A 21,223-nucleotide genomic window follows, 5' to 3' on the forward strand; every position below is an offset into this window, starting at 1 on the left:
CAAGACTTTAAACTTATAAAATGAAAATAGCAGAAATATCAATCAAACGACCAACCCTTGTGATTGTGTTGTTTATCATTCTAACGCTCGGCGGTCTGTTTAGCTACAGCCAGTTGAGCTATGAATTGATCCCGAAGTTTGAAATTAACGTGGTTACGATTTCTACTGTATATCCGGGAGCCTCTCCTGGGGAAGTAGAAAATACGGTAACCAAAAAAATCGAAGACGCTGTTTCCTCTCTGGAAAACGTAAAGAAGGTAGAATCGAAATCTATTGAGAGTTTATCCATCGTTATGGTAACTCTGGAACCGGAAGCCGATGCAGATTATTCTCTTAACGATGCCCAAAGAAAAATCAATGCCATCGAAAAGGATTTACCGGAAGATGTTGACCCGCCTTCCCTGACCAAATTCTCTTTGAGCGACTTGCCGGTAATTACTATCGGGGCAACCGCAAAAATGGACGAAGTGGCATTTTATGATTTGTTAGACAAGAAAATCCAGCCTATACTTTCGCGTGTAAAAGGTGTGGCTCAGGTTAACCTTGTTGGTGGTGAAGAAAGAGAAATTCAGGTAAGTCTTGACCAAAACAAATTAAAAGGTTACGGAATCTCTGTTCCGCAGGTACAGCAAATGATATTGTCTTCCAACCTTGACTTCCCAACCGGAAACATCCAGACAAGAGAAACGACAATGTTGGTTCGTCTTGCCGGAAAATACAAGAATGTAGAAGAAATGAGGAATTTAGTAATTTCCTCTAAAAATGGAATCCAAATACGTCTTGGCGATGTAGCCGATGTTCAGGATTCACAGAAAGAAGTTGAGAAAATTGCCCGTGTCAATTCCAACAATGCAATCGTATTACAGGTTATCAAACAGACCGATGCTAATGCCGTAACGGTGAGTGAGGAGATTTATGCTGCTATTGCTAAAATTGAAAAAGATTATGAAAAGCAAGAATTAAAACTTAAAGTAGCCAACGATACTTCAGAATTTACACTGGCTGCGGCTGATTCGGTAATCCATGACTTGTTCCTGGCCGTATTCCTGGTAGCATTCGTAATGCTTTTCTTCCTGCACAGTATCAGAAACGCATTTATTGTAATGGTCTCCATTCCGGCTTCCCTGATTGCTACGTTTATCGGGATTTATATGATGGGTTATACCCTGAACTTAATGAGCTTACTCGGACTTTCATTGGTGGTTGGTATTCTTGTGGATGACGCGATTGTGGTATTGGAAAATATTTACCGCCACATGGAAATGGGTAAAAACAAAGTACGTGCCGCCTTTGACGGAACTGCAGAAATCGGATTTACCGTAACTGCAATTACATTGGTTATCGTGGTTGTATTCTTGCCTATCGCTATGAGTACAGGTCTGGTTGCCAACATTATTACACAATTCTGTGTTACCGTTATTATTGCTACGTTGCTATCCTTACTGTCATCATTTACTATTGTGCCGTGGCTTTCCTCACGATATGGAAAACTGGAGCATATTACAGACAGAACTTTCTTTGGAAGAATTATTCTTGCATTTGAAAGAGGACTTGATAAGTTTACGCACAAAGTAACTGACATTTTGAAATGGTCTTTGAAATATAAGAAATCAACTTTAGCTATTGTTGTTGTATTATTCTTCAGTTCACTTGCATTGGTTGGTGCCGGATTTATTGGAGGAGAATTCTTCCCTAAAATTGACCGTGGGCAGTTCCTTGTACAAATCGAACTACCAAAAGATGCCTCTATCGAGCAATCTAACTTTATCGCCCAAAAAGCAGAAGATTATCTAAGACATAAAAAAGAAATTGAAGAAATCGTAACCACTGTAGGACAAACCAGCGAAGGTTTTGGTGCGACACAGGCTACCGTTTACAAAGCAGAGATTGACGTGAAGCTGATTGATAAATCGCTTCGTGAAGACGGAACCTATATTTATGCGGCTAAAATGAAACGTGAATTGGAAAAAATTCTCGTAGGTGCCAAGATCAAGACCGTACCTGTTAGTATCATGGGTGGTGCTGATGAAGCTCCTATCTTCCTGACCGTTACCGGACCTGATTTAGAAAGTGCAACCGCCTTTGCCAAAAAAGCAGAAGCACAGCTGATGAAAATCAAAGGAGCAACAGAAATCAAACTTTCTGTTGAAGAAGGTAGCCCGGAAATTGCTGTTCAGGTTGACAGAGATAAAATGGCTGCTTTAGGTCTTACACTACAAACTGTCGGAACAACCATGCAGACTGCATTTAACGGAAACACAGATGCTAAGTTCCGTGCCGGAGAATATGAATACGACATCAATATCCGTTTTAATGAATACGACCGTTCGAATATTAATAACGTAAGTGACCTGGTATTCATTAACGATATGGGACAGCAAATCAAACTATCTCAATTTGCAAGCGTTAAAGAAAGTTCAGGACCAAGCTTACTGGAGCGTCGCGACAAGGCAACCGCCGTATCGATTAAAGCACAAACCATAGGTAGACCTTCCGGAGACGTTGCTGCAGAATGGGAAGCGCAGTTTTCAAAACTGGAAAAACCAACAGGTGTAAGCTATGTTTGGGGTGGTGATATGGAAAACCAAGCAGAAGGTTTCGGTACGTTAGGAATTGCTTTATTGGCCGCTATTATTTTGGTGTATCTGGTAATGGTAGCCTTGTATAACAGTTTCGTTTATCCGTTTGTGGTCTTGTTCTCGATACCATTATCGTTTATTGGAGCATTGATGGCGTTGGCACTGACCAACAACTCGCTGAATATCTTTACGATTTTAGGGGTAATCATGCTTATTGGTCTGGTTTGTAAAAACGCGATTCTTCTTGTCGATTTCGCAAACCACAGAAAAGCAGAAGGCGAAACGACATACATGGCACTGATTCAGGCGAACCATGCCCGACTTCGTCCTATCCTGATGACAACAATCGCGATGGTTTTCGGTATGGTGCCTATTGCATTGGCTTCAGGAGCTGCTGCCGAAATGAACAACGGTTTGGCCTGGGTAATTATTGGAGGTTTGATTAGTTCATTATTCCTTACCTTGATTATTGTTCCTGTGGTATATGCTATTTTCGATAGCCTGATTGCAAGATTCAACAAAGGCAAAGAACCTGTAAAATATGAGGAATTGATGGTAGCCGATTACGAGCACAAAGAATTGAGTGACGACGGATTTACCGCAAAACACTCTTAAATAATCGTTCCAAAAACGAATTAACCTTGAAATTTCCCGGCTGAAAACCATCAGTCGGGATTTTTTTGCTACTGCAAAAGCCTATTTTCTTGTCCGACCGGAATAAATCTCGGACACATTTTTTATATTGCAGTAAAATTCCATCCTATGAAAAAGATAATGGCACTTAGCCTTTTTGTTTTGATGCTTTCCTGCACTTCAGACAAAACCGAAACTGTAACCGTAAAAAACAAATATTCCGTAGAACTGCCTTCCTTTGTTTCGGAAGCAAAAGGCCTGCATGACATGGCTTCATTACAATATCAAAATGCTTTCAAAGAGTTTTACATCGTAATCATAGATGAGCCTAAAGAGGAATTCGCCAATGCGGCAAAAGTTACAACTGAATTTACTCCCGATTTCAACGGTTATTATCAAATTTTAAGAGGAAGCCTGGAAGCGTCTATCAAAAATGGTGTTTTTACAGACACAAAAGACACTCAAATCAACGGACTGAAAGCCAAAACATTTACGCTGACTGGAAAAGTTGATGAAATTCCTGTTTTTTATGATATCGCTTATGTCGAGGGAAATGACAGGTTTTACCAGATTGTAATCTGGACGATAGAAAGCAGCAAGGAAAAATTCAAAGAACCTATGGACAAAATTATTGCTTCTTTCAAGGAAATTGGTTCCGGAAAAAGCAGTAACAGAAGTCTAAAATAAGAACAAAAAAAATCCATTAGAAATGCTAATGGATTTTTCTTTTGGAGATAATCAGATTTAATTTCTGTTTGCAAGAGCATCCTGCTTCCAGTTTTTAACTGCTGCAACTCTGCTGTCAGAATAATCAACTTCACTTAAATTATTATCTGTCCAAAAAAACCATTTCCCGGTCTTGGCACCGTTATTATATTCTCCTAAAGATTTTTTGTTTCCTGCCTCATCATAAGAAATCCATTTTCCGTGGACTTTCCCATCTTTATAGAATCCTTCCTGCATCACTTTTCCATTATCATAAAAATAGGTAGCCTTTACCATATTATCTACAACTTCATATTTATGATCCGCTTTTTGCGCAAAAACAACTCCAGAAACCAGCATCACTGCCATAATCAAACACTTTTTCATAATTCTGTCTTTTTTAGTTATTTACAATTCTCTAACAAATATAATTATTCCTTTACAATTAAAAAACTTTAACTTAACAATTTGGTAACATTGAATGAAAACTTAACATTGGAATCTTCGTAAGTCCTACAAACACTGGCATTCACAAAATCACCCAAAAAACACATCTATTTCTCAAAACAGAATAAAGAAGCAAAAACCTCAAAGAACATTGATTATTATCTATATAAATTTTATTTTTTCCACTCTTTATAATTTGAAAAATCATAATTCATAATTGACAATTATCACTAAATTTGCCATCTAAAATTTTGATAATGTATAGAAGTCATAATTGTGGGGAGTTAAATGCTTCACACATTAATACAGAAGTTACGCTTGCGGGTTGGGTTCAAAAAACACGTGATAAAGGTTTTATGATTTGGGTTGACCTGCGCGACCGCTATGGAATTACGCAATTGATTTTTGATTCAGAAAGAACCGATGCTGCCGTTTTTGAAATGGCCAAAACATTGGGCAGGGAATTTGTCATTCAGGTAAAAGGAACTGTTATTGAAAGAGAGTCAAAAAACAAAAACATGTCAACCGGCGATATTGAAATTTTAGTTTCAGAATTAAGCCTGCTGAATGCGGCATTGACTCCTCCATTTACAATTGAAGATGAAACTGACGGTGGTGAAGACATTAGAATGAAATACCGTTACCTGGATATCAGAAGAAATCCGGTAAAAAACAGCCTTCTTTTCCGTCACAAAGTGACGATGGAAGTCAGAAAATATCTTTCAGACCTGGATTTTTGTGAAGTTGAGACGCCTTACCTTATCAAATCGACTCCGGAAGGAGCCAGAGATTTTGTCGTACCGTCAAGAATGAACGAAGGACAGTTTTATGCCTTGCCTCAATCCCCTCAGACTTTCAAACAATTGTTGATGGTTGGAGGTATGGATAAATATTTCCAAATCGTGAAATGTTTCCGTGATGAGGATTTAAGAGCCGACAGACAGCCTGAATTTACACAGATTGACTGTGAAATGGCTTTTGTAGAGCAGGAAGATATTCTGAATGTTTTTGAAGGACTGACACGCCATCTGTTGAAAGAAATCAAAGGAATTGAAGTGGATAAATTCCCAAGGATTACTTATGATTATGCCATGAAAACCTATGGTAATGACAAACCGGATATTCGTTTCGGTATGGAATTTGGCGAATTGAACGAAGTGGCACAACATAAAGAGTTTGCCGTTTTTAACAATGCCGAGCTTGTAGTAGGAATTGCGGCTCCTGGCTGTGCTTCATATACCAGAAAAGAAATCGACAACCTGATTGATTGGGTTAAACGACCACAAATAGGCGCTACCGGAATGGTATATGCCAAATATGAATTGGATGGAAGTATCAAGTCGTCTGTTGATAAATTCTACGATCAGGATGATTTGCAAAACTGGGCAAAAGCCACCGGAGCAAAACCGGGCGATTTGATTCTGGTTCTTTCCGGCCCTGCAAACAAGACAAGAACTCAATTGAGTGCCCTAAGAATGGAGTTGGCAACCCGTTTGGGATTGAGAAATCCTGAAGTTTTTGCTCCACTTTGGGTAGTAGATTTCCCTTTGTTGGAGTTTGACGAAGAAAGCGGCAGATACCACGCGATGCACCACCCGTTTACGTCTCCAAAACCGGAGGATATTGCCTTACTTGAAACCGAACCGGGCAACGTAAGAGCCAATGCTTATGATATGGTCTTGAACGGAAATGAAATTGGAGGTGGTTCTATCAGAATCCATGATAAGGCAACACAGCAGCTAATGTTCAAATACCTTGGCTTTACTGAAGAAGAAGCCCGAAACCAATTTGGCTTTTTGATGGATGCTTTCCAGTTTGGAGCACCGCCACACGGAGGACTAGCTTTTGGATTAGACCGATTGGTTGCCATTTTAGGAGGACAGGAAACCATACGCGACTTTATCGCTTTCCCTAAAAACAATTCGGGACGTGACGTGATGATTGATGCTCCTTCTGCCATTGACGACAAGCAATTGGAAGAACTTCATATCCGACTTAAATAATAAAAGCCCCGAAATCGGGGCTTTTTTATGCTGCTAATTATTTAAATCTTTATTGAGCTCATTTAAAAAGTATGACGGATAAATACCGGTAGAAGCAAAAAAGGCCTTTGAAAAGTGTTGCGGTGTGCTAAATCCGGCTTCATCTGCCAGGGCCTTAATAGTATAGTTTCGGTATCTGGACTGGCTTTTCAAAAGTTCAACTATATATTCAATACGCAAATCATTCAGATAGGTATTATAGTTTTTGTTCCGGTAATGATTGATAACCTTGGAAAGATAGTTAGCGTTTGTATTGAATGCTGATGCCAGATTCACAAGAGTCAGGTCTTTTTCTAAAAACTTTTTACGGCTTTCAAATTTCTCCAATTCTTTTACTATACCGGCTACAACATCAGGATTGATATCGAGTCCTTTCTTTTCTACTTCTTCTTTTTCAACAGCTATAGCCTGGGACTCTTCTTTTTCTGCCCCCATCAGCTCTTCAAACTTCTGGCGGTAAAGTTTTTGGTTACTATAATAACGATAGAAAAAATACAGTGTCAAAAAGAAAAAAACAGCCAGTGAAAAATACAATAGTAAAGTAGTCTTCTCCTTTCCAGCCAATTGTTTTTCAATTTCCTGTTTGGCCTGACGGAGTGCTTTGGTGTCATATTCCTTATGAATTTTCCCGGACATATATTTAAAATTCGCATTGAGCACGCTGTCTGCCTTCATCAGCCTGTTGATATAATAAAGCTGATTTTTCACATCTCCCTTTTCTTTATAATAGCCAACCAACAGTTCATAATTTTCCCTCAAATCAGGACGTATGTAATTTTTTTCGGCAAAGGCACGATCTACTTTTTTAAAATAAGGCAGTGCTTTTTGCTGTTGTCCCTGGTCCCAATAGCATTTTCCTATGTAAAAATAACCGACAGCTTCATTGGCAAAATCATTATTTTTTATAATTGCCGGCAATACCTGTTGTATATCATGGATTGCTTTTGGATAGTTTTTTTTAAAGTATTGGTTGATTCCTTCAGAATGGATGATATAATTCTGTGTCAGTTCCACATTCAGGCGTTTGGCTTCCTTTAAGGCAAATTCATTGGTTTCTGTACTTAAATCATATTTTCCGAGCCGGTTGTAAACCAATCCTAAAGAATGGAGAGAATTCAGATAGCCTCGTTGGTAATCATATTCGTTACTCTTTTTGAAAAAATCAACGCATTCCTTCAGCAAAGCAAGAGCCTCATCATTAAATCCTAAATGAATCTTAATTCCCGCTATATGATACTTGAGTTCATATTTGAGATAATCATCGTTGGAACGGGAAATATAATCACTGGCTTTCAGGTAGAAATTCAAAGCCTGAACATAATCCTTGATAGAATAATAAAAATTCCCTTTCGAAATATAAGCCGATCCGATAACAGGAGCATTATTGGTCATTTTTGCAGAAGCAACTATACTATCTGCATATATTGGTTTCAGACTGTCTGACACAAAAAAGATAGTATTGGAATAGGCATTGACTATTTCGTTCAGGTTATTTTCCTTTTTTGCTTTTGACAAATAGGAATCCAAATAAAACAGCGCCTTTATAGTATCCTCTTCATAAAGGTCGATTCTATTATTAAGGTAGTCATAGGATTTATTTTTCAAGGAATCTGGCAGAGAAAATCCTTTTTGTTGTGAAAAAACAGGAATTGATAGCATCAAAAAAAGTATCAGGAAGATACCAAACTTATTTTCCATAAGAAATTTCTGCGGTTTTTTGATGTGCATAATATATTCAAATAAGTAAAGAGTTATAAATGTAGCATAAAAAAATATATAAAACGGTAAAAATATCCGGTTTTTAATTTCTGCAATGGCTTCATGGAAACGATGATTTGTTTTTTCAAAGAAATTAGAATAATTATCTGATAATCAATATATTAAATAAAATAAAACGCGCTACGAATTCGCGAATTCGTAGCGCGTTTTTCGCGAATTCGTATCATATACGCTTGCAAACGGAAAATTCACAAGATAGCTTTGTCAACGTAATCCTGAGGCAATTTTTGAAAACGGATTAAAAAAAATCGAGGGTTCTATGTCCGAATAAAAATGAACCCGAGAGCAAAATAATAACAACAAACCTAACACTCCCAATCACATGAAAAAGCTATTATCATTATCCCTGTTTTTATCACTTACATTTTTGTCATGCTCTACAGATGAGGATATCGAAATGAATGGAACAGAATCCAGTACATCTGCTATCAATCATAAAAAGGAAAATCCGCACAGCTGGAGTCCACAAAATACTGCGAATTCTTATGACAACGCCGGGATTTTATACCGTCAGATCCTTGAAGAGTATTACACCAATACCCCTACTAATACTACTCCTTCACAAATCATATTTGACATTGAATCTATTGCCAATAATTTTTCAGAGTTCGACCCAATGAAAAACAATAACTATTCTCCAATTGCTTACAATAATATTAATTGGATTTTAAGCACTGACGAAAGTTATCACACGGCAATCAGCAATAACAACAATCTATCTGTTACCGCTAAAAATCAATTGGAGAATTTTGCTGCTGCCCTAACACAAATGATAGATAGTGAAGCGACAGCAAAAAGCATCCACGATTACATTGTCGGTTTTGAAGTTCTCATATCGTCCAACACTGTTTTAACAGCTAATGATAAAAAGGCAATCCTTACTTCCAGCTCAATCGCCAGACATGCCAATTACCTGCGTAGAAAAGGAAGGAGATGGGACATCCACCATGGAATAACCGGTTCAATTTACGGCAGTAATGAAAATATGGCAAAAGCCATCACAACAGCAGCCAGTGTAAATGCTATTGCGAATACCATCAATGAATAACCTGAAAGTTAAGTTGTTTAAGTAAATAAAGTTCAACCAAAACCAACCAAAATGACCATGAAAAATATCAGAGACCATCCCAGCATTTCCTAATTTGGAAAAATCGAAGGACATGTTTGGGTCCTAAAAAAATCAAACAAAAAAAATTAATCAACCATGGCAAACCGCTTTCCTAATCAACTATAGCGGAAATGCCCTCTAAATTTTAAATATCATGAAAAAATTAGTTTTAACATCGCTTACATGTTTATCATTAACATTATTCTCTTTCACAAAATCTACTGAAGCCGGAGTTCAAAGAATTGGACGTGACCTATATGACGTAACTCGTGATACACGCTTCAGCAGTGAAGATCAAACTGTAATCAACAGAACTTTGCAAACAAAATATAACATTTCTGATGTTGAATTGAAAAGAGCTATGGCCAACGGAGGCATGGCGCTTCAGGCACAAGCTGGTAAAGCAATCTTGAACGAAACGTGGTTAAACATTGCTTTAGTTCACAAAAACTTTGTGGTTTGGGATAACGCAAGATTGAGTGACGCAGAAATGGCAGAATTCACTTCTCTATCCAGAAGAATCGCGGCTTATGCCGGAAACTAGTATTCCTGTATTAATTAATGCACTATCTGGTTTCTCCGGATAGTGCATTTTAAACTTTATTATTATGATCAAGAAGCTATTAAACAACCGGATGAAAATATTTTTCTTTTTCCATCTTTTCACTTTGGTAATTACAGGTGTGGTTTCAACCAACCATATCTACTATGTCTACCACCAAAAGGAATCAGATAATTTTATTTCGAAAATTCAGAAATTCCAACAAAACAGCTATTGCCAATATTACTACCGATATACGGCTACAGAAACAGGTTTTGGCTTTTTTGCTCCTAATGTCAAAAGTATGGGATTATTCATGTTTGATTATTGTGACAAGGGTATTGATATAAAATTCCTTACCAATGAAGGAAATTCGAGATACACTACTTTAATTTCGAATATGACAGACCATTTAGATAATACTGCCAAAAAGAAAAAAGCAAATAAGATGACCAAACGAGATTTGCTACTTGATCAATATGGCGAATTATTGATTAAAAATGTTGCTGCTAAATACCAGTCCAAGATACGGGTCCATAATCCGGGCTGTGACGAAGTAACCTTAAAATATTTTTTAGTTGAATATCCGTCATTGGCAACAAAAAGCAAAGATCTGGCTAAAAAATACGGACCAATATTAATCAATGTTAAAAATTGGAATTATGAAATTCTTCAATAACTCTGTTTCAGAAATAGAATGGAATTCTTTTTTTAGAATTTCCATCGCGCTCTACTGCCTTTTGAATCTTTTTTCCTTTTGGGCAGATATTCCCAATATTTTATTGGAAAATGCTTTTATCAAGCCTGAAGTTATTGATCTTGTCTTTGATGGCTACAGCCCTACTCTTGTTGATCTCCATCACTATCTTACAAACTTAGGCATTACATTGGCATTTGACGATTTCGTATATCTCGTAATATATGTCTATATTTTCATGCTTGGCTTATTGCTTTTGGGTGCTTTTACCAGAGTTGCCGCTATTGCGTCCTTCATTCTACAGATAATCATTCTAAAATCAATGAACTATTATCTGTATGGTGCAGATTATTTCGCTTCTATGGCTCTTTTTTATTGCATAATTTTTCCAAAAGGGAAATTCTCGCTGGATTATATGATTAAGGAATTCAAAATAAATCAATCGTCTTTAAAATGGTCATTGTTATTGCTTCAGGCCCATTTATGTGTCATTTATTTCTTTTCCGGCTTGGACAAAGGGCTGGGAATAAACTGGTATAATGGAGAATCTGTCTGGAGAGCTGTTTCCGGTCATAATTATAACGGGCTAATCAGTCTTGCAGACTACGACCTACCTAATTTTATCTATATCAGTATTGGAATATTGACTTTGATAACGGAAACATTTTATCCGGTTTTCATCAACTATTCCAAAACCCGAAAACTTTGGCTGACACTTACTATTTCAATGCACGTATCCATTATCCTTTTTATGGGTCTATACTTTTTCGGAACCTTGATGATTATACTGAATGTTGCGGCATATTATATTCCTTACCTTAAAAAAGACAATAGTAATGCAAGTTCTGAATATGAAAAAGATTTAGAAAACCAACTGGCTTATGAAAAATAAAATTCTAATACTGTTTGTCCTTTTTACCTGTGCAGGTTTTTCTCAAAGCAAGCTCCTTAAAATAATTGGACCTTATAAAGACTCTATTAAAGATTTTGGAATTGTTGCCTTAGTTGAAAGCAAAGACAAGTTATATATAGAGAATATCGGTTTTGAAAAAAATGTCCCCAGTCCCAACGATCAGCTTTTTTGTATTGGAAGTACCAGCAAATTATACATTTCATGTTTGATCTTACAGCTAATCGAAGAAAAAAAGCTTTCACTTGATGACCCTCTATCAAAATTCAACATCATCAGGAAAAACGAAAATATATCCGCAAACATTACTATAAAGAACCTTTTGTCACATAGCAGTGGCATTCAGGATTATCTCACAGCCACTACGTTTAATTCCTCTTTTTTACAACCTTATGAGGACTTCAGCAGAACCGCTTTTTACAAGTTAATCAATTCTAAGTCATTTGCTCCCAATGAAAAGAATGAATATTCCAACAGCAATTATTTTATCCTGAAGGAAATCATAGAAGAAATCGAAGACAAGGCTTTGCATTATGTAGTGGAAGAACGCATTATCAAACCTTTGAAACTTGAGCATACAAAAACATATTATTCAAAAAACATTCCCGGTTTGGCTTCTTCTTATGCCAGCGGAATGAACCTTGATGATTTCCCCAAACTTGGAATTAATAATTTCTCAGATGGTGTCGGAAATTTTGTTACAACAGCCAAAGAATTGAATATTTTCATTCGCGCCTTGTTTTTTTCAAATCGCCTTATAAACTCTCAAAGTGCCAAAATACTGACAACAATTGTACAGCCACAAGGAACAACAAAAAATAAATATTTCGGAATCGGGACACTAAAATTTAAAAATGACCAGTATAACCTATTTGGATATGCAGGAAGAACAATCAGCTATTCAAGTGCCGCCTATGTGGATACTGATTCAAAACAGAGCTATATATTATTGTTAAACAGTGCAGAATTTTCAAAAGATGCTGCAGATAAAATAATAGTACAAATGATTAAAGATTTCAAGTAATAGCCCCAACTTCACTACATCATCAATCAATTATGAAGTTAACTACCAAAATACCATTAATTTTTATCATCGTCATCAACCTGATCAATCTCTTTTTTATCATTGAATTATCGAACTATGACGAAATGATAAGCTATGTAAAGAATGAAGGAGAAAAAATTACCAGTCCGAGAAAAACGGTAATAGTCCTCCTTTTTACCGCCCTGATTAACCTGCTTTTTGTATGTATCGTTTTTATGAGGAGCCTGATCTTTTCACACAAAACAAAACCGAGATGATTAACCCAAGGCCATGAATTTATTGTTCATAGCCTAATTAAAAACAACAATAAGATGAAAAAAATTCTATACCTCCCGGCCCTGCTTTTTTCCGGAATATCGCTGGCCCAAAGCGGATCTTCACCTGGTATTTCAATTGATGACAATGGTTTGGGAAAACAATTTCCGGACTGCCTTTTAAGTGGCTCTATATGCAAATTGTTTCCAACCAACCAGGACCCGAAAAGTTCAAATGCCAATGCTTATAAAACCGGTGAAAGTTCATTCTGCATAGGGATTAAAAAAACTGCTATGACAGAAGAGAAACAGATTGCCCTTTTAGGCAAAGCTTTAAAAAATGTCAATCCTGGCGATGCGATTACTTTCAGGATTCCTGCCTCCTATACTGTTGAACATGATTTCTTAAAGGCGATCAACCTCAGTACAGCAAAAGATATTGTTGCTGCAGGAAGTTATCCTGTAGAAATCAACTCCGAGTATGTCCTCATCAAATTGACACTTTCAGGAAACTAAAAAATTACTATCATGATACGATCAGTCTTATGGGTTGCCTTCCTTTTTTTCGCTACGGTTTCTTCCGCATCCGTTAATGGATCCGATCCCGAGTTTAATGCTATCTTCAAGGAAATGCAAAAAGAATTAAAAAAAATAAATGCCTATTATGCGCCTAAAATTCGCGAAAAAGAGCTGCGTATTCAGGACATTTCGGCTAAAATTTATGACACAAAAGAAACTGCATCGAAAATCGATTTTTTAATCCAGAAGGATTTGCTGAAAGAGGAAATCTTATCTCTTAAAAAAGAAGAAATGCAGGATCTGTCCAAAATCAGATATTTGAAAGGACTGCAGATTATCCGTCTTTTATATGAAAAAGTTTTAAGCCTTGACCATCACTTTGCATCGGTGCGAACATTCTCTGAAATCAACAAGATTTCGAACCCGAATCAATATCCGGAATATGAAAAACTAAAAGAAATTGTAAAAAGCAGAAAAGATAGAAAGGCCGGTTTTGACCTCACTTCAATACTCGGAACCAACACCATCGTATCTGTAGTACAGACTTTCTCAAATCTGATGGTTTCTTCACTTTCAAAAGATGAAAAGGACAAGGAAATTGCAAATATCGAGTGCATTCTGGATTTTACGCTCAGAATGCAAAATGAGCTCAATACGATTTATTTTGAAACAGCTTTTCTTCAGAAAAGCAATGAAAAGATTCGAACCGACATTGAGACCCTGTTCAAAGAATACACAAAGCCTATCGGATATGCCAATACGCTGGAAAACTGCAGGACATCAGATGATTGGGAAAGCGTAAAGCAGAAAACAAACGATTATCTTGCCAATCTGAAAACACAACAGGGACCCCAATTGTATTCATCGCAGGTTAACATCATCTTTCCAATTGACAGACTCCTGCAATTCATAACGCAATACAACAGTTTTATTGATCAGGGAGGCAAATTTTATGAAAAGTTCAAGATCATTCTTAACAGTTATGAGAATGAAAAACAATGCGAAACAAAGCTTCCCCTGGAGTACAAAAAATTAAAAGACGATATTGATGTTGCCATAAGCAAATTCAACATGGCTTATCGCCCTGTAGAGGTAAACGGATCAAAAATGAAAGAGATTCTTTATGGAATTAATGAGTTTGAATAATTCTTAAAATTTTAGATTATCTTTATCATAAATAATCAAAAAAATGAGGTATTTCGCTTAAAAATTGAAAATCAAATGGTTGAATTTTAGGAAAAATCACAAAAAGATTTTTTAATCAATAATTTTTTTTCAATTTATTAACATAAAATTATACTTCGTATCATATTAAATACTACATTTGTTCATTATTAATTATTTTTATTATTACAATGCGTACAGGTACAGTTAAATTTTTTAATGAATCCAAAGGATATGGATTCATTGTAGACGAAGAAACAGGAAAAGACATTTTCGTTCATGCTTCAGGAATCAAAGCGGAAGAACTTCGCGAGGGAGATAGAGTATCTTACGAAGAAGAAGAAGGAAGAAAAGGTAAAGTTGCTGCACAGGTTGCAGTACTTCAAAACTAATATATAGCATACTATTTTTAGTTTCCTAAAAGTTAAACCGCTCCATAAATGGAGCGGTTTTTTTATACTCTGGATTTAACATAAAATTAAATTATTTTCATTTTTTTAATAGTAAAAATGAATTTTTCATTTTTTTTGATTTAAACATTTAAAAAACGAATAACTACCCCGGGCATTACTAATTTATTATTTTTATTCATTCTAAATTAAAATTAAGGACAATACTATATAGTATTGAAATCCGTAGGCTGTGAATTCAATATTGGCTCGTATATTTGTAACTATTTTATAAAATAAATTCTTTATGAGTACGGATCAGACTAGTTATTTCCCTATATTAATGCAATTTTTGCTTGCTACCGGGTTTGTGGTTATGACAATTATTGGATCAAGTTTTTTAGGCCCAAGAAGAAAGTCGGTCAACAAAGACAAAAACTTTGAATGCGGGATTGAATCTGTAGGGAACGCCCGTATCCCTTTTTCTGTAAAATATTTTTTGGTTGCCATCTTATTCGTGTTGTTCGACGTCGAGGTTATTTTCATGTATCCATGGGCAGTGAATTTTAAAGAAATGGGTTGGGCAGGATTGGCCAAAATGGCAATCTTTATGTTTCTTCTGGTAGTAGGTTTTTACTATGTAATGAAGAAAAAAGGATTAGAGTGGGAATAATTGATTTTTGACTTGGGAATTATGATTTAAGACTTTCCCAATTTATAAAAACAAAGAAACAGATTCTTGTTTCGGACTTCACAGAAATCTGAAATCAGCAATCTAAAATCTAAAAAAAATGAGTGATTCAAAAATAAATATGGTAGAAACTCCCGAAGGATATGAAGGAACCGGGTTTTTCGCTACAAAGCTGGATACTGTAGTTGGACTTGCCAGAGCCAATTCTCTTTGGCCTTTACCATTCGCTACTTCTTGTTGCGGTATTGAATTTATGGCAACCATGGGTTCACATTATGATGTTGCACGCTTTGGGTCAGAGCGTATGAGTTTTTCACCTCGCCAGGCAGATATGCTTTTGGTGATGGGAACAATTGCTAAAAAAATGGCACCAATCTTACGTCAGGTTTATGAACAAATGGCAGAACCAAAATGGGTTATCGCTGTTGGTGCCTGTGCTTCATCAGGAGGGATTTTCGACACGTATTCCGTATTGCAAGGCATTGACAAAGTAATTCCTGTAGACGTTTATGTGCCAGGATGCCCGCCTAGACCGGAACAGATTCTTGACGGCGTTATGCGCCTTCAGGATTTAGTAAAATCTGAATCCGTAAGGAGAAGAAGTTCTCCAGAATATCAAGAATTACTAGCTTCTTATAACATTTCTTAAAAATGGCTTTAGAAACTTCCGACATACAAAATAAGCTGGTTGATAATTTCGAATTAATTGTACGCGATTTTTCACAGCAACACGATATTTTTTCTTTTGAAGTAGATTCCACATCAATACTCGAAGTAATGCAGTTTCTGAGAGATGACAAAACGCTTCGTTTTAACTTTCTTACAGACGTGTGCGGCATTCATTATCCGGATGCTGAAACAGACAGGCAATTTGCCGTAGTTTATCACATGCACAACTGGGTAGACAATGTACGAATCCGAATCAAATGCTTCCTGAATGGTGAAAATCCGGAAATTGATTCCGTAACCAGCCTGTTTCTGGGAGCTAACTGGCAGGAAAGAGAAACCTATGACTTTTTTGGGATTATTTTCAAAGGCCATCCGCAATTGAAAAGAATCCTGAACATGGACGAAATGGTTTCTTTCCCTATGCGAAAAGAATTCCCATTGGAAGATGGCGGAAGAACTGATAAAGACGACCGTTTCTTCGGAAGAACAACAGATAATTGCTAATAGTACTGAAATAATACCTATAATGTCAGACTTATTATTACCACCAGAATTACGATATGCCGATATCATCAAACAAAGACAGAATGAAGACGGAAGCGAGCTATCCATTCTGAACTTAGGACCGACACACCCGGCTACTCACGGTATTTTCCAGAACATTCTTTTAATGGATGGGGAACGAATCGTAGAAGGAGAAGGTACCGTTGGTTATATCCATCGCGCATTTGAAAAAATTGCTGAAAACAGACCTTTCTATCAAATCACACCTTTGACCGACAGGATGAATTACTGTTCGTCTCCTATAAACAATATGGGATGGTGGATGACTTTGGAAAAGGCTCTAAATATAGAAGTTCCTAAAAGAGTACAATACCTACGGGTAATCATAATGGAGTTAGCGCGTATTGCTGACCATATCATTTGCAACTCGGTTTTGGGTGTGGATACCGGAGCCCTGACAGGCTTTTTATATGTATTCCAGTTTAGGGAAAAAATTTACGAAATCTACGAAGAAATCTGTGGTGCCAGGCTAACGACCAACATGGGTAGAATTGGAGGTTTTGAAAGAGAATGGAGTCCTGCTGCATTCCGAAAAATTAATGAATTTCTTGAAGAGTTCCCTCCTGTTTGGGAACAATTCGAAAAATTGCTGACCCGTAACCGAATTTTCATGGACAGGACTATTAACGTAGGTCCTATTTCTGCAGAACGCGCCATGAGCTACGGATTCACAGGCCCGAATTTAAGAGCTACCGGTGTTGATTATGACATTCGCGTTATGCAACCGTACAGTTCTTATGAAGATTTCGAATTTAATGTACCGGTTGGAAAATCCGGCGACACTTATGACCGATTCTGTGTTAGAAATGCAGAAGTTTGGGAAAGTATCAGCATCATCAAGCAAGCTCTGGCAAAAATGCCTGAAGGTCCTTACCATGCAGATGTTCCGGATTATTATCTTCCGCCAAAAGAAGATGTCTATACTACAATGGAAGCCTTGATTTACCACTTTAAAATTGTAATGGGAGAAATTCCTGTTCCGGTGACAGAAGTATACCATCCTGTTGAAGGCGGTAATGGTGAATTAGGATTCTATCTGATAACTGATGGAAGCAGAACACCTTACAGACTGCATTTCAGAAGACCATGCTTTATTTACTATCAGGCATTCAATGAAATGGTAAAAGGCCAAATGCTTTCAGATGCGATTGCTACGCTGTCAAGTTTGAACGTAATTGCAGGAGAATTAGACGCATAACGATTTTAGATTTGGGGATTTTAGATTTAAGGTTTGAAGCCGCGAAAATCAAAAATCATAAATCTAAAATCAAAAAATATATTTAGGAGTATAAATTTTGAATGTCAGATCCGAATCTGAAATCAAAAATCTGAAATAGAAAATGGAACGTTTAAATATCAAACAAGAAATAAATATCACAGAAGCATTGATGGAACGCATCAACGAGCTTTTGAGCCATTATCCGGCAGACAAGAAAAAGTCGGCCCTTTTGCCAGTCCTGCATGATGTTCAGGATGCCCATGACAATTGGCTGAGCGTTGAACTGATGGATAAGGTTGCCGAAATACTTGAAATAAAGCCAATCGAGGTTTATGAAGTTGTATCTTTTTATACGATGTTCAATCAAAGACCGGTTGGAAAATATATGTTTGAGTTCTGTCAGACTTCGCCTTGCTGTTTGAGAGGTGTTGAAAATCTGATGGATTATACCTGTGACAAACTGGGCGTTAAAGTTGGCGAGCCAACAGCAGACGGAATGTTTGAGGTACGTGGAGTTGAATGTCTCGGAGCTTGCGGTTATGCACCTATGATGCAGCTTGGTGACTTTTTCCAGGAAAATCTGACAAAAGACAAAATCGACCAACTTATTGCTGATTGCAGAGATAACAAGGTTATATTACACGATAAATAATATGTCAAAGAAAATATTATTAGAGAAAACAAGTATTCCGGGGATTAAAACCTATGAAGTTTATCGCCAAAACGGCGGGTATGCTTCTGTAGAAAAAGCCCTGAAATCGATGACCCCTGATGAAGTTGTGGAAGAAGTAAAAGCTTCCGGATTGAGAGGTCGTGGTGGTGCTGGTTTCCCTACCGGAATGAAATGGAGCTTCATCGATAAAAAATCAGGAAAGCCAAGACATTTGGTTTGTAATGCCGATGAATCAGAACCGGGAACTTTTAAAGACCGTTTCCTGATGGAGTACATTCCTCACCTTCTTATTGAAGGAATGATTACTTCCAGCTATGCCTTAGAAGCAAACCTATCTTATATATACATCCGCGGTGAATATATGTGGGTGTATAAAATTCTTGAAAGAGCCATCAAAGAAGCCTATGCTGCAGGATGGCTTGGAAAAAACATTTTAGGAACCGGCTACAACCTTGACCTGTATGTTCATTGTGGTGGTGGTGCCTATATCTGCGGTGAAGAAACCGCTTTGATTGAATCACTGGAAGGAAAAAGAGGAAATCCCCGTATCAAGCCGCCATTCCCGGCGGTTTCCGGACTTTGGTCAAATCCTACCGTAGTAAACAACGTAGAGTCGATTGCGGCAGTGCCATGGATTGTTAACAATACCGGTGCAGAATATGCTAAAATCGGAATTGGAAGATCAACCGGAACCAAATTGATTTCTGCTTCAGGACACATCAAAAACCCTGGTGTTTATGAAATCGAATTGGGACTTAGTGTTGATGAATTCATGAACTCTGATGAATATTTGGGCGGAATGATTGACGACAGGCCTTTAAAAGCGTTTGTTCCGGGAGGTTCGTCTGTTCCTGTTCTGCCAGCCAATTTGATTTATAAGACTGCAAATGGTGAAGACCGTCTGATGTCTTACGAATCATTAAGCGATGGCGGATTTGCTACCGGTTCCATGTTAGGTTCCGGCGGATTTATAGTATACAACGATACCGCTTGTATTGTTAGAAACACCTGGAATTTCTCCAGATTCTACCACCACGAAAGCTGCGGACAGTGTTCGCCTTGCCGTGAAGGAACAGGCTGGCTTGAAAAAGTATTGCACAGAATTGAAAACGGCCATGGCCGCGAAGAAGATATTGACCTGCTTTGGAGCATCCAGAGCAAGATTGAAGGAAACACAATTTGTCCTTTAGGTGATGCTGCTGCCTGGCCGGTTGCCGCTGCAATCCGTCACTTTAGAGATGAATTCGAATATCATGTCCGTTTCCCGGAAAAAATAAAAAACAGAGACCATTTCGTAAACGAGCCTTTTGAAAAGGTGAGACATTTGGTTGGAAAACAAACAGTTTAAATTTAGTCAGAAGTCAGAAAGGCGAAAGTATTAAAGTCGAATGTCATAAGGTCAAAAGGTATAAAGTCGGAAACCCTAAAGTCAAAAGTCGGAAGGTATAGAGCCAGATGATTTTAACGCCTTAAAACTTTATAACTTCAAGACTTTACACTTTAAGACTTTACAACTTTAAGACTTTATCTTATCAAGAATAAAAAAATGAAAGTAACAATAGACGGTCAAACCATAGAAGTAGAACCAGGAACCACTATCCTGCAGGCTGCTCGAATGATCGGTGGCGAATCGGTTCCGCCAACGATGTGCTATTATTCAAAACTGAAAGGTTCTGGCGGAAAATGCCGTGCCTGCCTGGTTGAAGTTTCCAAAGGAAGCGATGCGAATCCAACACCAATGCCAAAATTGGTAGCTTCATGCGTTACAGGCGTAATGGATGGTATGGAAGTAAACAGCATCAAATCAGAGCGGGTTACAGACGCCAGAAAAGCAGTTACTGAATTCTTGCTGATTAACCACCCATTGGATTGTCCGGTTTGCGACCAGGCCGGAGAATGTGATCTTCAGAACTTGAGTTTCAAACACGGAAAATCACAGACCCGTTATATTGAAGAAAAAAGGACTTTCGAGCCGGAAGACATAGGCCCGAATATCCAATTGCACATGAACCGTTGTATTTTGTGCTACAGATGTGTTATGGTTGCAGACCAGCTAACAGACAACCGTGTTCACGGTGTTGTTGACAGAGGTGACCATTCCAACATTTCAACCTGTATTTCAAAAGCAATCGACAATGAATTTTCAGGAAACATGATTGATGTTTGTCCTGTTGGAGCATTGACAGACAAAACTTTCCGTTTCAAATCGAGAGTATGGTTCAACAAACCATTCAACGCCCACAGAAACTGTGACAAATGCTGCGGTAAAACAACCGTATGGATGTTTGGAAACGAAATTCAAAGAGTTACCGGAAGAAAAGACGAATTCCATGAAGTGGAAGAATTCATTTGTAACGAATGCCGTTTTGACCATAAAAATGTAGAAGACTGGGTTATTGAAGGTCCAAGAAAATTCGAAAAAGATTCGGTTATCAACCAAAACAATTACACCAGAAAATTAGATACGGTTGTTATCGAAACAGAAAAAGGAATCCTGAAAGGCCGTGAACAGGACAGAAGAAAAATCAGTATGGCAGCCGTTCCTTTGAGAAAAGAAGAGGAACAGGAATTTAAGGAAGGTAATATTTAGATAAG

Annotated in this window: 21 protein-coding genes; 19 read left to right on the top strand and 2 right to left on the bottom strand. The window is 37.4% G+C overall.

Features of this window, described 5'->3' with window-relative positions; genetic code table 11:
* Positions 1–20: 20 nt before the first annotated feature.
* Together B0G92_RS01395 and B0G92_RS01400 are read left to right on the top strand one after the other, a co-directional pair.
* Positions 21–3,194, top strand: coding sequence for an efflux RND transporter permease subunit (locus B0G92_RS01395; protein ID WP_101470831.1), 3,174 nt, complete (start codon positions 21–23; stop codon positions 3,192–3,194).
* 147 nt (positions 3,195–3,341) lie between these two features.
* Positions 3,342–3,899: a hypothetical protein gene (locus B0G92_RS01400; RefSeq protein ID WP_101470832.1), complete on the top strand. Its 558-nt coding sequence runs from the start codon at positions 3,342–3,344 to the stop codon at positions 3,897–3,899.
* Between the two features lie 57 nt (positions 3,900–3,956).
* Here the strand turns inward: B0G92_RS01400 and B0G92_RS01405 are convergent, their stop codons facing one another.
* On the bottom strand, positions 3,957–4,304 hold the full coding sequence (locus tag B0G92_RS01405) for a toxin-antitoxin system YwqK family antitoxin (protein WP_101470833.1): 348 nt from the start codon (positions 4,302–4,304) through the stop codon (positions 3,957–3,959).
* A 317-nt stretch (positions 4,305–4,621) separates the two neighbouring features.
* Here B0G92_RS01405 and aspS point away from each other — a divergent pair, with 317 nt between their 5' ends.
* A complete protein-coding gene (gene aspS, locus B0G92_RS01410; RefSeq protein ID WP_101470834.1) occupies positions 4,622–6,367 on the top strand; it encodes an aspartate--tRNA ligase in 1,746 nt (581 codons plus the stop codon).
* A 33-nt stretch (positions 6,368–6,400) separates the two neighbouring features.
* Here aspS and B0G92_RS01415 read toward each other — a convergent pair whose 3' ends face one another.
* Positions 6,401–8,104: an AraC family transcriptional regulator gene (locus B0G92_RS01415; RefSeq protein WP_180326387.1), complete on the bottom strand. Its 1,704-nt coding sequence runs from the start codon at positions 8,102–8,104 to the stop codon at positions 6,401–6,403.
* Between the two features lie 403 nt (positions 8,105–8,507).
* On the opposite strand from B0G92_RS01415, the gene B0G92_RS01420 reads away from it, so the two are divergent.
* From B0G92_RS01420 to B0G92_RS01495, 16 genes are all read left to right on the top strand, one after another.
* Positions 8,508–9,233, top strand: coding sequence for a hypothetical protein (locus B0G92_RS01420; RefSeq protein WP_143394976.1), 726 nt, complete (start codon positions 8,508–8,510; stop codon positions 9,231–9,233).
* A gap of 214 nt (positions 9,234–9,447) precedes the next feature.
* Positions 9,448–9,837, top strand: a complete 390-nt coding sequence (locus B0G92_RS01425; RefSeq protein ID WP_101470837.1) for a hypothetical protein — start codon at positions 9,448–9,450, stop codon at positions 9,835–9,837.
* Between the two features lie 64 nt (positions 9,838–9,901).
* The gene (locus B0G92_RS01430; protein ID WP_056071758.1) at positions 9,902–10,513 is read left to right on the top strand and encodes a hypothetical protein; all 612 of its coding nucleotides are present in this window, start codon (positions 9,902–9,904) and stop codon (positions 10,511–10,513) included.
* Positions 10,497–11,423, top strand: a complete 927-nt coding sequence (locus tag B0G92_RS01435) for an HTTM domain-containing protein (protein ID WP_180326388.1) — start codon at positions 10,497–10,499, stop codon at positions 11,421–11,423. Before B0G92_RS01430 ends, B0G92_RS01435 begins: the two co-directional genes overlap by 17 nt.
* A complete protein-coding gene (locus B0G92_RS01440) occupies positions 11,413–12,465 on the top strand; it encodes a serine hydrolase domain-containing protein (RefSeq protein WP_101470839.1) in 1,053 nt (350 codons plus the stop codon). The genes B0G92_RS01435 and B0G92_RS01440 overlap by 11 nt, the downstream gene beginning before the upstream one ends.
* 32 nt (positions 12,466–12,497) lie before the next feature.
* Positions 12,498–12,743, top strand: coding sequence for a hypothetical protein (locus B0G92_RS01445; protein WP_101470840.1), 246 nt, complete (start codon positions 12,498–12,500; stop codon positions 12,741–12,743).
* Between the two features lie 54 nt (positions 12,744–12,797).
* Positions 12,798–13,256 (top strand): hypothetical protein, encoded by a 459-nt coding sequence (locus B0G92_RS01450; RefSeq protein WP_101470841.1) that lies wholly within the window; start codon positions 12,798–12,800, stop codon positions 13,254–13,256.
* Between the two features lie 12 nt (positions 13,257–13,268).
* The gene (locus tag B0G92_RS01455) at positions 13,269–14,405 is read left to right on the top strand and encodes a hypothetical protein (protein WP_101470842.1); all 1,137 of its coding nucleotides are present in this window, start codon (positions 13,269–13,271) and stop codon (positions 14,403–14,405) included.
* A 209-nt stretch (positions 14,406–14,614) separates the two neighbouring features.
* Positions 14,615–14,815 (top strand): cold-shock protein, encoded by a 201-nt coding sequence (locus tag B0G92_RS01460; RefSeq protein ID WP_056071739.1) that lies wholly within the window; start codon positions 14,615–14,617, stop codon positions 14,813–14,815.
* 304 nt (positions 14,816–15,119) lie between these two features.
* Positions 15,120–15,485: an NADH-quinone oxidoreductase subunit A gene (locus B0G92_RS01465; protein WP_056071736.1), complete on the top strand. Its 366-nt coding sequence runs from the start codon at positions 15,120–15,122 to the stop codon at positions 15,483–15,485.
* Between the two features lie 118 nt (positions 15,486–15,603).
* Complete coding sequence (locus tag B0G92_RS01470) at positions 15,604–16,152, top strand: NADH-quinone oxidoreductase subunit B (protein WP_056071732.1); 549 nt, start codon at positions 15,604–15,606, stop codon at positions 16,150–16,152.
* Between the two features lie 2 nt (positions 16,153–16,154).
* The gene (locus tag B0G92_RS01475) at positions 16,155–16,676 is read left to right on the top strand and encodes an NADH-quinone oxidoreductase subunit C (RefSeq protein ID WP_056071730.1); all 522 of its coding nucleotides are present in this window, start codon (positions 16,155–16,157) and stop codon (positions 16,674–16,676) included.
* A gap of 22 nt (positions 16,677–16,698) precedes the next feature.
* Positions 16,699–17,934 (top strand): NADH-quinone oxidoreductase subunit D, encoded by a 1,236-nt coding sequence (locus B0G92_RS01480; protein WP_101470843.1) that lies wholly within the window; start codon positions 16,699–16,701, stop codon positions 17,932–17,934.
* Positions 17,935–18,076: 142 nt separating this feature from the next.
* Positions 18,077–18,607, top strand: a complete 531-nt coding sequence (locus B0G92_RS01485; RefSeq protein WP_101470844.1) for a complex I 24 kDa subunit family protein — start codon at positions 18,077–18,079, stop codon at positions 18,605–18,607.
* Between the two features lies 1 nt (position 18,608).
* A complete protein-coding gene (gene nuoF, locus B0G92_RS01490; protein WP_101470845.1) occupies positions 18,609–19,976 on the top strand; it encodes an NADH-quinone oxidoreductase subunit NuoF in 1,368 nt (455 codons plus the stop codon).
* Between the two features lie 198 nt (positions 19,977–20,174).
* Positions 20,175–21,218, top strand: coding sequence for an NADH-quinone oxidoreductase subunit G (locus tag B0G92_RS01495; protein WP_056071717.1), 1,044 nt, complete (start codon positions 20,175–20,177; stop codon positions 21,216–21,218).
* The last annotated feature ends 5 nt before the right edge of the window (positions 21,219–21,223 follow it).

Source organism: Flavobacterium lindanitolerans, from assembly GCF_002846575.1.
In the GTDB taxonomy this organism is placed as follows: domain Bacteria; phylum Bacteroidota; class Bacteroidia; order Flavobacteriales; family Flavobacteriaceae; genus Flavobacterium; species Flavobacterium lindanitolerans.

Bases quoted from the DNA above. Each gene is read 5' to 3' on its own strand.
- B0G92_RS01480 (WP_101470843.1), top strand. From the start codon at position 16,699: ATGTCAGACTTATTATTACCACCAGAATTACGATATGCCGATATCATC.
- B0G92_RS01425 (WP_101470837.1), top strand. From the start codon at position 9,448: ATGAAAAAATTAGTTTTAACATCGCTTACATGTTTATCATTAACATTA.
- B0G92_RS01495 (WP_056071717.1), top strand. From the start codon at position 20,175: ATGAAAGTAACAATAGACGGTCAAACCATAGAAGTAGAACCAGGAACC.
- B0G92_RS01415 (WP_180326387.1), bottom strand. From the start codon at position 8,104: ATGGAAAATAAGTTTGGTATCTTCCTGATACTTTTTTTGATGCTATCA.
- B0G92_RS01440 (WP_101470839.1), top strand. From the start codon at position 11,413: ATGAAAAATAAAATTCTAATACTGTTTGTCCTTTTTACCTGTGCAGGT.
- B0G92_RS01485 (WP_101470844.1), top strand. From the start codon at position 18,077: ATGGAACGTTTAAATATCAAACAAGAAATAAATATCACAGAAGCATTG.
- B0G92_RS01455 (WP_101470842.1), top strand. From the start codon at position 13,269: ATGATACGATCAGTCTTATGGGTTGCCTTCCTTTTTTTCGCTACGGTT.
- B0G92_RS01395 (WP_101470831.1), top strand. From the start codon at position 21: ATGAAAATAGCAGAAATATCAATCAAACGACCAACCCTTGTGATTGTG.
- B0G92_RS01465 (WP_056071736.1), top strand. From the start codon at position 15,120: ATGAGTACGGATCAGACTAGTTATTTCCCTATATTAATGCAATTTTTG.
- nuoF (WP_101470845.1), top strand. From the start codon at position 18,609: ATGTCAAAGAAAATATTATTAGAGAAAACAAGTATTCCGGGGATTAAA.
- B0G92_RS01445 (WP_101470840.1), top strand. From the start codon at position 12,498: ATGAAGTTAACTACCAAAATACCATTAATTTTTATCATCGTCATCAAC.
- B0G92_RS01460 (WP_056071739.1), top strand. From the start codon at position 14,615: ATGCGTACAGGTACAGTTAAATTTTTTAATGAATCCAAAGGATATGGA.
- B0G92_RS01470 (WP_056071732.1), top strand. From the start codon at position 15,604: ATGAGTGATTCAAAAATAAATATGGTAGAAACTCCCGAAGGATATGAA.
- B0G92_RS01450 (WP_101470841.1), top strand. From the start codon at position 12,798: ATGAAAAAAATTCTATACCTCCCGGCCCTGCTTTTTTCCGGAATATCG.
- aspS (WP_101470834.1), top strand. From the start codon at position 4,622: ATGTATAGAAGTCATAATTGTGGGGAGTTAAATGCTTCACACATTAAT.
- B0G92_RS01475 (WP_056071730.1), top strand. From the start codon at position 16,155: ATGGCTTTAGAAACTTCCGACATACAAAATAAGCTGGTTGATAATTTC.
- B0G92_RS01400 (WP_101470832.1), top strand. From the start codon at position 3,342: ATGAAAAAGATAATGGCACTTAGCCTTTTTGTTTTGATGCTTTCCTGC.
- B0G92_RS01430 (WP_056071758.1), top strand. From the start codon at position 9,902: ATGATCAAGAAGCTATTAAACAACCGGATGAAAATATTTTTCTTTTTC.
- B0G92_RS01420 (WP_143394976.1), top strand. From the start codon at position 8,508: ATGAAAAAGCTATTATCATTATCCCTGTTTTTATCACTTACATTTTTG.
- B0G92_RS01405 (WP_101470833.1), bottom strand. From the start codon at position 4,304: ATGAAAAAGTGTTTGATTATGGCAGTGATGCTGGTTTCTGGAGTTGTT.
- B0G92_RS01435 (WP_180326388.1), top strand. From the start codon at position 10,497: ATGAAATTCTTCAATAACTCTGTTTCAGAAATAGAATGGAATTCTTTT.